This window comes from Ruegeria sp. (assembly GCF_965221235.1).
Classification (GTDB): Bacteria; Pseudomonadota; Alphaproteobacteria; order Rhodobacterales; family Rhodobacteraceae; genus Ruegeria.
Window position 1 is genome coordinate 959,492 of sequence record NZ_CBDCRS010000004.1, and the last position, 9,057, is coordinate 968,548.

At 57.7% G+C, this 9,057-nt stretch carries 14 protein-coding genes; 2 read left to right on the plus strand and 12 right to left on the minus strand.

Annotated features, from left to right (window positions below; genetic code table 11):
* Positions 1–5 precede the first annotated feature (5 nt).
* The 3 genes from ACOQOY_RS07830 to ACOQOY_RS07840 are packed head-to-tail and all read right to left on the minus strand — an operon-like array spanning position 6 to position 3,815.
* A complete protein-coding gene (locus ACOQOY_RS07830; protein ID WP_420584899.1) occupies positions 6–203 on the minus strand; it encodes a hypothetical protein in 198 nt (65 codons plus the stop codon).
* The gene (locus ACOQOY_RS07835) at positions 200–1,306 is read right to left on the minus strand and encodes a hypothetical protein (protein ID WP_420584900.1); all 1,107 of its coding nucleotides are present in this window, start codon (positions 1,304–1,306) and stop codon (positions 200–202) included. Before ACOQOY_RS07835 ends, ACOQOY_RS07830 begins: the two co-directional genes overlap by 4 nt.
* Positions 1,299–3,815: a phage tail tape measure protein gene (locus ACOQOY_RS07840; RefSeq protein ID WP_420584901.1), complete on the minus strand. Its 2,517-nt coding sequence runs from the start codon at positions 3,813–3,815 to the stop codon at positions 1,299–1,301. The genes ACOQOY_RS07835 and ACOQOY_RS07840 overlap by 8 nt, the downstream gene beginning before the upstream one ends.
* A 67-nt stretch (positions 3,816–3,882) precedes the next feature.
* On the opposite strand from ACOQOY_RS07840, the gene ACOQOY_RS07845 reads away from it, so the two are divergent.
* Positions 3,883–4,209: a hypothetical protein gene (locus tag ACOQOY_RS07845; RefSeq protein WP_420584902.1), complete on the plus strand. Its 327-nt coding sequence runs from the start codon at positions 3,883–3,885 to the stop codon at positions 4,207–4,209.
* Here ACOQOY_RS07845 and ACOQOY_RS07850 read toward each other — a convergent pair.
* The 9 genes from ACOQOY_RS07850 to ACOQOY_RS07890 all read right to left on the minus strand — a co-directional run bounded on the left by ACOQOY_RS07850 (position 4,206) and on the right by ACOQOY_RS07890 (position 8,207).
* A complete protein-coding gene (locus ACOQOY_RS07850) occupies positions 4,206–4,454 on the minus strand; it encodes a phage tail assembly chaperone (RefSeq protein ID WP_420584903.1) in 249 nt (82 codons plus the stop codon). The two genes, ACOQOY_RS07845 and ACOQOY_RS07850, sit on opposite strands and share 4 nt — an antisense overlap.
* 71 nt (positions 4,455–4,525) lie before the next feature.
* Positions 4,526–4,867, minus strand: coding sequence for a hypothetical protein (locus ACOQOY_RS07855; protein WP_420584904.1), 342 nt, complete (start codon positions 4,865–4,867; stop codon positions 4,526–4,528).
* Positions 4,845–5,273 (minus strand): hypothetical protein, encoded by a 429-nt coding sequence (locus ACOQOY_RS07860; RefSeq protein WP_420584905.1) that lies wholly within the window; start codon positions 5,271–5,273, stop codon positions 4,845–4,847. The genes ACOQOY_RS07855 and ACOQOY_RS07860 overlap by 23 nt, the downstream gene beginning before the upstream one ends.
* 26 nt (positions 5,274–5,299) lie before the next feature.
* Positions 5,300–5,818: a DnaT-like ssDNA-binding protein gene (locus tag ACOQOY_RS07865; protein ID WP_420584906.1), complete on the minus strand. Its 519-nt coding sequence runs from the start codon at positions 5,816–5,818 to the stop codon at positions 5,300–5,302.
* A 26-nt stretch (positions 5,819–5,844) separates the two neighbouring features.
* Positions 5,845–6,096: a hypothetical protein gene (locus tag ACOQOY_RS07870; RefSeq protein WP_420584907.1), complete on the minus strand. Its 252-nt coding sequence runs from the start codon at positions 6,094–6,096 to the stop codon at positions 5,845–5,847.
* 7 nt (positions 6,097–6,103) lie between these two features.
* Positions 6,104–6,334: a hypothetical protein gene (locus tag ACOQOY_RS07875; RefSeq protein ID WP_420584908.1), complete on the minus strand. Its 231-nt coding sequence runs from the start codon at positions 6,332–6,334 to the stop codon at positions 6,104–6,106.
* 67 nt (positions 6,335–6,401) lie between these two features.
* Positions 6,402–6,824, minus strand: a complete 423-nt coding sequence (locus tag ACOQOY_RS07880) for a hypothetical protein (RefSeq protein WP_420584909.1) — start codon at positions 6,822–6,824, stop codon at positions 6,402–6,404.
* Positions 6,825–6,882: 58 nt separating this feature from the next.
* Complete coding sequence (locus ACOQOY_RS07885; RefSeq protein WP_420584910.1) at positions 6,883–7,617, minus strand: phage major capsid protein; 735 nt, start codon at positions 7,615–7,617, stop codon at positions 6,883–6,885.
* Between the two features lie 146 nt (positions 7,618–7,763).
* Positions 7,764–8,207, minus strand: a complete 444-nt coding sequence (locus ACOQOY_RS07890; protein ID WP_420584911.1) for a hypothetical protein — start codon at positions 8,205–8,207, stop codon at positions 7,764–7,766.
* Between the two features lie 498 nt (positions 8,208–8,705).
* Here ACOQOY_RS07890 and ACOQOY_RS07895 point away from each other — a divergent pair, with 498 nt between their 5' ends.
* Complete coding sequence (locus ACOQOY_RS07895; RefSeq protein WP_420584912.1) at positions 8,706–8,975, plus strand: helix-turn-helix domain-containing protein; 270 nt, start codon at positions 8,706–8,708, stop codon at positions 8,973–8,975.
* Positions 8,976–9,057: the final 82 nt, after the last annotated feature.

A 9,057-nucleotide genomic window follows, 5' to 3' on the forward strand; every position in this document is an offset into this window, starting at 1 on the left:
GAGGTTTACCTGATTTGGGTGTGCCGGGTCGGAGAACCCGCCCAGGTTCGATTTGTCAGTGCCGGATCACCAAAGCCGCCGGGGGCGTGGGTGAAATCCGCAGCCCGCGAGGTCAGGAACTCTTCCGTGCTCCCCAGCCGGATGCGGTAAAGCCAGATCGGGCGCTTGCCGCTGATCCACTGCAACAGGGCGTCATAACTCATGCCGGCACCTCTTTGAGGACGATCTGGCCAAAGGACCGAATACCCTCGTGCTCGATTTCAATGGCGTCCTGATCGAAGCGGAATTTGCGCAGAAAGCAGATTTCCGGATCCGTGAAAGCCTGGCTCGTTGGTGAAATCGTCAGGTCGTGGTTGGCACCATTCACAACCGCATCAGCAATGGTGCGGTAGATGGAGCCGCCGATGGAAATCACCCGGCCGATATAGTCGGTGATATTCGGCAAAGCGGGCTTCACCGAGATCACATTGTCTGTTGCACCGATTGGGCTTGCCGCGAGGATTTCGCGTGACCGGGTCGCCATGTAGAACGCCTGGTCGCGACCACGAACGATGTTCAGCCACTCGCGCCGGCGCTTTTTGGCGGCCAGCCCCTCGTCCTGAAAGTTCATGCCATAGGCTTTTTCCGAGATATCCCGGATAGCCGTGATGTCGATCGTGCCGAAGCCATTGTCGAGGATCTCCACCTCGTGACGCACACCGCCGCTGATCGGCTGGATGGCCAGGGAGATGTCACTGACCACGTCCAAACCGTTGAACTGTGCAAACGGGCTTGCCGCAGTCTCGTCGCGACCCCGCACCCACCAGCGCATCGAGGACACCACGTCGTTGTGATAGCGGCGCTCGAATTCCAGCCCCGCCGGGGCAAATCCCGTCACCACCGGCGCAATCACCGGGTTGGTATATGCAGCGCCAACCGCGGCGGTCAGACCCAGAGACCCGGCGTTTACCGCGTCGATCTCGACAACGCTGAAGGTTTCCCGGTCCTGGTAGATGACGGCGCGACCACCGGCTTTATAAGACCCGTCCGTGTCGCAGGTGATGGTCGTGTCGGTCGGAGAGATCGTCCCACCAAGGCTTTCCTCGAACCACAGCGGCACGTACCAGTCCGCCGCCGGGTTGGCGTCGATCAGCCCTTCGGCAATCACCAACTCATTCGCGGTCATCCGGTACTGCTTGGCCAGGAACTGCCGTCCCTCTGACAAGGAATTGCGAAACTCCCCGGTCTGCGTCGGCTGGATGTCCGTCACCCAGACCAGTTCTTCCCCGATCCGGTGTTCCGGCATGAAAGGCCACAACTCAGCCACGGCGGAACCCCGCTTCTTCCATGGTGCGGATCATCACCGATTTCGCCCGGTGCTTACGCACCCAGGCCTCGAACAGGTTTTCATCCATGAAGAAACCAAAGGCTGGCTGCTGCTGTTGCCCACCCTCTGCCTTGACCCCGAGCGCGCCATCGGAACCGCGCTGCAGCGGCATTATCGCCTCTTTTCCGGCTTCACCCATGAGGCCCGTCCGGCCATCCTTGAGGGGGAAAAACGTGGGACGATCGACAACTCCACCATTCGCGAAGGGGACGACGTTTCCGCCTTGGAACGCGGCACCATTCGCAAAGGGCACCGGGTTGCCGCCGGAAAACACGTTGCCGTTGGCCGAGGGGAGGATGTTGCCGAGGAAGGAAAACAGGCCGGAGCCTCCACCACTACCGCCTCCTGCGAAGAGCGGCCCCGTTCCGAACAGGGAAGCCTGAATATACGCCTCCGCAATACGGGACGCCAAGTTGCCGAAGGCAGAAGACAGGCTGTCGATATCGCTTACCGAGCCGACGATTGCCGACGAGATGCTTTGATGCGTTGAGCCCCATATCCCGGTGGCTTGTCCTGCTTCGTCCTGCTTCTGGCGTAGTCGATCAACCGCCCCGGTATACTGGTCGATGTCGATAATGCCGTTGGCCAGCGCGTCGTTCAGCGTCTCAATACCCCGCGCAAGCGGGCTGTTTGCCAACAACTCGTCGCCAATGGTTTCCCGAAGGAAGGCAACAGCAGAATTGTAAGTCTGGGTGGAGATTTCGCCTTGTGCCAGGACGACGTTCAGCGCGCTTGTAGAATCCCTCAGTGCAAGCTCTGCTGCAATTGCGGGGTCAATGCTGGTGATCAGCTTGTCATAGGCGCCTGACAGGCGCTCAAGTTCACGCTGTTCCTTTTTGAGGTCGCTGGCACCGGAGCGCTCGCCCTTTCTTAACAGACGTTCCCGCTCTCTTGCCGCCTCGCGTTCAATATCGAGGGTCTTGTCGACCTCGCGACCGTATTCCCGAGCGCCGCGCACCAAAGATCCGAATACTTCACCGGCACGACCGAAGCGGCTTTCAATCCCCGTGACCAATGCATCTGTCTCGGTCTCGAACTTGAAATCCGCCGCGGCCTGAGACGCTTCTTTGATGGATTTGCCTGCGCGCAACGCGTCGATCTCGACCTGAGCGGCCGCGGTGCTGAGTGCCGAGTTGGAAATGCCCGACAGCGACGACAGGATCGCGTTGATTTCATCGGCAACACCGCCCATGGCGGCGGCCCAAGAGTTGGTTTCCCCAACCGCGTCTTGTGTCAGCCCCAGCGCGCCGCGGATCGAGTTCGAGAACTCCTCCATGCGCTGATTGCGCCGGTCGGCCTCGTCAACGATTTCCTGATCAAGACCAAGCTCATCCGCAATCGTGGCAAGCAGGGTCTTTGCCTCGGTATTCAGCAAGCCACGCAGACGCAGCCGTTCCGTGGTAGCCTCAACAGATTGGAGGATTTCCCGCCGTGTTTCGCCTTCAATGTCCTTGATCGCATTCAGAACGAACAAAGCTTCGTTCAGACTGTCCAACCCGAAGAACTCGAACTCCGGCGCTGCGGCACCCAGTTGCCCGGCAATTGATTCCTGGAAGATCTGACCCTGAATTGCATCCTGAAGGCCAGTCTGATCCCGCAGTGTCTGCAGCGCACTTTCGAGGGATTTAGCCTGCACCTCGTCAATAACCGCCAGAATGCCTACAAACTCATCGCGAATGTCGACAGCCGAGGCGTGCATGCCATCGAGAACGGTATCGAAGTCGTAGCGCTCGATGCCACCAAGCGCGGAATTCACATCTCCGATCGCATCCGCAAGGGCATCGACCGGATCTTTTGCGCTCTCCGCGTCATGCCCCACGCCCAAAAGAGCCGCACCCACAGCGACAGCCGTACCTGCCAGAGATCCAAACAGGGCGAGCTGTCCAGAAAAACCCAAGGCGCCAAGGAATTGTGGAGCCTGCTGCGCGAACGCGACTGACGCAGAGGTACCAGCCGCCATCTGAATTGCAAAGTCTTGCACCTGAAACGAAGCGTTGCTGATGGCCGGTGTAAAGTTTCGCGTCGACGCCCCGGCTCTTGCCTGTGCATTAGCCAGCAACTCTGCGGCGGCAGCGGTGGCGTCATATCTACCTTTTGCCTGCGCCAGTACACGGTTCGCCTCTTCCTGGGTGGTGATCCCAAGACGAACGGCGCGGGTTATTTCCTGCTCCTGTTTCTCAAACCGAACCTTGGCCGCATAGACCGGATCAAGGGATGCCTTGAGGGCATCAAACGCATTTTCTTCCTTCGCTATGGCACTTGCGAAGTTGTTGGCTGAATCCGCCGCGCTTTTCGACTGTCGGCCAACGCCGGTTAGAGTGTTGACGTAATCGGAAAGCTGTCGTTCTCCGGCCAAAGCCTCGCGCTTGACCTTTGCCAAGGCAGTTTCGGCACGTTGCGAACCGGTCTCTGCACTGGTTGGTTCGACGTTGAGTTCGAGTGTCGCCAAATCAACCTCCTGTTGACATTTTTGGAGGCACGTCGTTGCATCCCCTTACTGGAAAGAGGAATTTCGAATGCCGATACTGACCGTGATTGCTTTTCTGCACTGGCTGGTTGCCTTGGGCGTGCTGGTGTGGGGCCTCAGTGAAGAAAGCCCGTTTCTTATTGCCCTAGCCATCGCTACAGCGATTGCAGGCATTTTGTTCTTGGCGTTTGAGCGGGTGATTTCCCTGCTCACTGACATCCGGGATGCCGTGGGGCCGAAGATCCACCCAGATAAGAAGTCGAAAGCTGAAAGGATTGGCGGAGACGAAGAAAACTTCGATCCTGCAACTCAAAGCCTTAAGGATGACCTAGATCGCATTCGCGCCGGGCTCCCCCCAATCGAGAAGCCCAGCTAGCCTTCCTCTTCCTTCCCCCATCCCAGGAACACTTCATCCATCTTGTCGATCGCCATGGCGAGCCGGATGCGCTGCGCCTGATCGGTGATCCCGAACAGGTTGCAGTATTCGGAGATGGCCCCGGGCTGGATGGGTTCTGACCCGTTGAAACCAGCCTGACGGCGTCGGCTCAGATAGGCAAAAGCCTCCCAGAACAAGGGGTTGTCCGGCCATGTGATCTTGGCTAGTTCGGCTTGCGCGGACACGTTGCCCGCATCGGCCTTTCGTTTCAGGTATTCGTAGCGCCCATCCAGCCTAAGCTGAGACCGAAGGGCTTCTACGAGTTTCCCACCTCTTGCTCCTGCGCCTCTTCGGCGGCGTCGAGGCTGAACTTTTCGTGGTCGGACAGGTCCGCCTGAATCTTGGCGAAGAGATCGGCGATGACCGGGTGCTCGTATTCGGCCAATCCCACAAAATTCTCGCGCGTCGGTTCCAGGTCCTTGCCACCATTCTGGATATCGGTCTGCCAGGACAGAATGCAGTGATCATAGTTCAGGACTGCGATGGATTTCTGCACCCATTTGGCACCTTCGGTGCGTGCTTTGACAAACGCATCAGCATCTTCGCTGGCCTTGTATGCCTTGTCGGATTTCAGGTCATGGACCTTGGCCTCGTGCATGATTGCTTCCAAACCCGCGCGAAACTCTGCGTTCACAGAAGCGGCGGGTCTGGCGACGATCTTGAGTGTGGCCGGGCCCCGATCCGGGCCAAAGGGTGCAGGAATATCGTAGGTGAATTCCTTGCCGTCCATTTCGAGAGCGGCACCGTCGAGAGTAGCCGGTATAGGCACATTCGTTGGTGGACTGATCCCCGGCCTCGCCAGGACTCGCCGAGTGCAGCGACAGGTACAGGTTGGTCGCGGGTGACGTGCTGTCATTCTCCGCCAGATCGGCAATCGCCGTGGCGTTGAAGATCAGGTCGAGATAGTCGTTTTCCAGCGCGTCCGCCTTGGACTGCGCCAGAGCGGCCATGGGAAGCAGAAGCAGCGCAAAAAGCGCCGCTGCGAAGCGGGTAAAAAGTTTCATGGGATTTCCTTTCGAAGGAGTAGAGATCACACCACGCCGAAACCAATCGGGTGGCTGATGATGCGGGAGAGGATGTTTTCGACGGAGGTCAGCAGCGGCTGTAGGTCGCTGACATCACCTTTCAGGGCGCCCGTCTCGTAAGACACGGAGGCCGGGCCAGCCTTGGCGCTTTTCAGGTTGGAGACCTTGGCACGCACATAGTCCGGCGTCAGGCTGTTGGGCACGGTCAACTCGCGATAAGCCGCCTCGCATTGGGCGTGAAATACGGCCACCGGGATTGAGGCGTCATCGATCGCGTTGCCGTAGAAGTCGGTGGCACCTGATGCAGGCCAATGAAGCCGCTGATCGGTATCCGCCGGATTGCCAGGGAAACGCGGCCGGTACTGGCCTTCCAGCCAATCCGTAGCGCGCCGGGCCGCCTTTTCGATCTCTGTGTCGGTCTTGCCGGTATAGTCGTAGCCAACTGCATCCCAGCGCGCCTTGATCGCGTTGAGATCGCCGTAACTGTCGGAAGTTGTTCCGCTGATCGTGACGTCGAGAGCCATCGTAGTTCCTCAGATAACCGCCGAACCTAATCCGCCGGGATCTGACCGACGGACAACATGATTGGCGGATGGATGGTGCCGTGCAGGGAAACGTGGATGGACGCACCGGCCTTGATTGCCGCGACCTCGTCGGGTGTAGGCTGCCAGGCGGTCAGCATCCGCGGGGTGCCCGGACCAAAAACGGGGCATTCGATAATTTCGTCCCGAATGGGCAGTCCGAGAAACCCCTGGGATTTCCCGATGAAGCGCGTTGCGTTTTCGATGCGGCCAATCAACATGGGCGGTTTACTCCGCCTTGGTTGATTTGTTTTCCAATGGGGCCTCATCCATCTTTTTGTCGGGTGCTGGATTGGCTTTTGCCTTGGCGGCTTTGCTGGGCGCTTTCTGCACCATCTTTTCTTTTTCCAGACCCGAAATGAGGTCGGCGGGAATATCCTCGAATTCACCTTCAACGGCCTCTTCCATCGTGAAGCCGTCGCGCGTGAACGGGAAGGATTTCAGGATTTTGCAGCGCATGATTGTCTCCCATCATGATTGGAAATGGACGGGCGTCCGCCTGATGCCCGTCACGGATCATTCAGCGTTAGACCGGAGGATTCGCGGTCGGTGCCGAAGACGGGTGACCGAGCAGCGCAACGGCCGCCAGCAGCGCCGCCGAGGCATTGGCCGCTGGCGTTACGGTCAGGCGCACATAGCGCTTGCCGCCCGAATAGCCGATCTTGCGGGTTTCATCGTCATCATCGAACTGGAAACCGGCCAGGGCCTCGGTTCCGATCAGGTCAACGTCCGCGACTGCGGCTGCATCGCTCAGTGCCGGATCGTCGCCTTCCTCGACCAGCACCGCGAATGTTGCGTCCGCGTCGCCGAGGGCACCGGTCAGAATGACGAAGGTCAGGGAGTCGTAGCCCTGCAGGTCGATGATTTCAGACACCTGGGCGGTGTCGTCGGAGACCGAAACCGGGCTGATCGCGCGGACCGGATGAATGTTGTTCATGAGATCTTGCATGGATCTGTTCCTTTGTGAGGAGTTCAGGAGGGAACCGGCCCGAAAGCCGGTTCAACGCTCATAAGGCTGCGCATTTCAGCTTGCGGAAGGCCTCGGCCAGAGTGACCTTGCCGCCGGTCCGCTTGCGGAACATGAACCGCACCATGCCGCCGGTGGCTTGGGTGTAGGGATCACGCAGCAGTTCCATGGTGATGCGGTCGAGCATGGTGTAGCCGCGGCGGAAATCGCCATAGGCGATGGGATAGGCACCGGCGCCTTCGTTCGGCATATCCGGGAACTCCATATACGGGTCACCGTCGATGGTGTTCGGTGCGCCGGTGGCAATACCGGGCATCCAGATATAATTGTTGTTGCCGTCCTTCAGCTTGCGCACCGAGCCGATGGTCTTGCGGTTCATCAGCCAGTTGGCATTGCGCGCGTAGGATGATTTCAGGTCATGCTTCAGGGTCAGAAGCCCATCCGCCTGGCCGTTGGCATCAGCAACGGTTGCCGCACTGCCCGAATTGTTTTCGGACACCTTGGCATTGACCAAAATGCCCTCCAATTCGCCAACACCGGAGCCGGAAACAAATTCCTGGCCTTCCTTCACGGCAAACTGTTCGGTCGCCTCGAAATCGACCTCTTCGGCGATATCAAAGGCGGAATCCTCAAGCATGTCGTTGGTGATGTCGATCAGTGCGTACATCTCCGGTGCGACCAGTTCCTCCAACCCGTAGGTCAGGCCTTCGGTTTCGGACTTGGTGCCCATCTCGTGGACCCGGCGCGCCGCGAACTGCCCCGTGCGCTTGAGCATTTCTCTACGAGCTCAGAAAGCTCGGATTGATTGCGACCGGACGCTTTTCCAATGGGGCGCGCACTATCGCTGGTCCGGTCGCGCCCACTCTGACGGGCATTCGAATTAGATAGCATTGAAATACTCCTTCTCGGGAACGCAGGCGTTCATCGGTTGGCCGACAGACTGTTTTCCATTTCGGTGATGCGCTGGCGAAGGTCTGCCAAGGCGGGCTTGAGCTTTGCTCTTTCTTGGTGGTCCAAGCGGCCATCCTCCAAAAACTCAGCCATCAGCCCGCTGGTGGGCAGGAGTTCGGTGAGAAGTTGGGGAGGAGAAATGTCGGTCGTCTCTGTAGATCGAACCTCAAAGGGCAGGTGTTTTATGGTTGCCGCAAAGAACGCCTGACCAAGCACAGAGCAAAGCGATTGATACCGCTCTAGCGAGTGCATCGCATCTCCCGCCTTGTAGCTTTCAATCGTACGCTTGCAGACACCGCTTGCAGCAGACAGCTCCAAACAGGAGTAACGTTTTCCCTGCCCCACAAAGAGGTTCAGGGCCGATTTAAATGATCGCTGCGCAGTTTCTTGCGAAACGACAAGGTCATTGCTCATTGGATTGCTCCTGCCGTCACGCCATGTTCAGAACATGCGAGTGAGTGAAGATTTGAGTACGAAAACATTTTCCCAGCGGGGGTCTTCTGTCCGAGGCCCCCGCCTGTTCGTTGCGAGCGCGCGATATCTCCGTCGACGCTCATTCGGCGGTCTCTGCGGATTTTTCGTGGATATCCAGAAGGCGTTGTGCCGAGATCGGAAACTCACGCTTCTTGGCTGCCTTGACGATTTTGGACATAAATTTCTGCGGAATTGCTCCGTTTTGCGCCCACTTGTGGACGCGATCAACCTTTACGCTTTCTTCGGGCGTGCTGATGTCGTCAGCTAAATCCGCCCGCGAAGGCCACATTGAAATGAGTTCATAAACGCTGCTTGGGTGTTCCATGCACCCTATATAATGGACATTTCTTCCATTTTACAAGATGGAAGTTTCTTCGATTGGCAATTTTTCCAATGTCACAAAGAATAGCACCAGCGAACCAACCACTTGAGTGCTCCATGGATTTGTTAGAAGTCGGGCGAAGACTAGACGCTTTACGTGCAGCGACTGGCCTGGAGAAAGGCGAGTTTGCTGACACAGTGAAAATAGACCGCTCGAGTTATTCCAAAATAATAAAGGGCACCAAACCTTTAAAAATAGAGATGGGGTATCAGGTGTCTGAGCGTTGGGATGTGTCTTTAGACTTCTTGTATCGCGGCCAGCTGGACAAGCTCCCTTCAAGCTTGTCTAAAACAATCATTGAGCACCTCAATAATCCCGAAGAATAAAGTTTATCCATGGACGCTCCGGTGATTTTGGCAACCCAGAAGAACCAGCGATCGCCCAAACTATAATTGCTCATACCCCCCC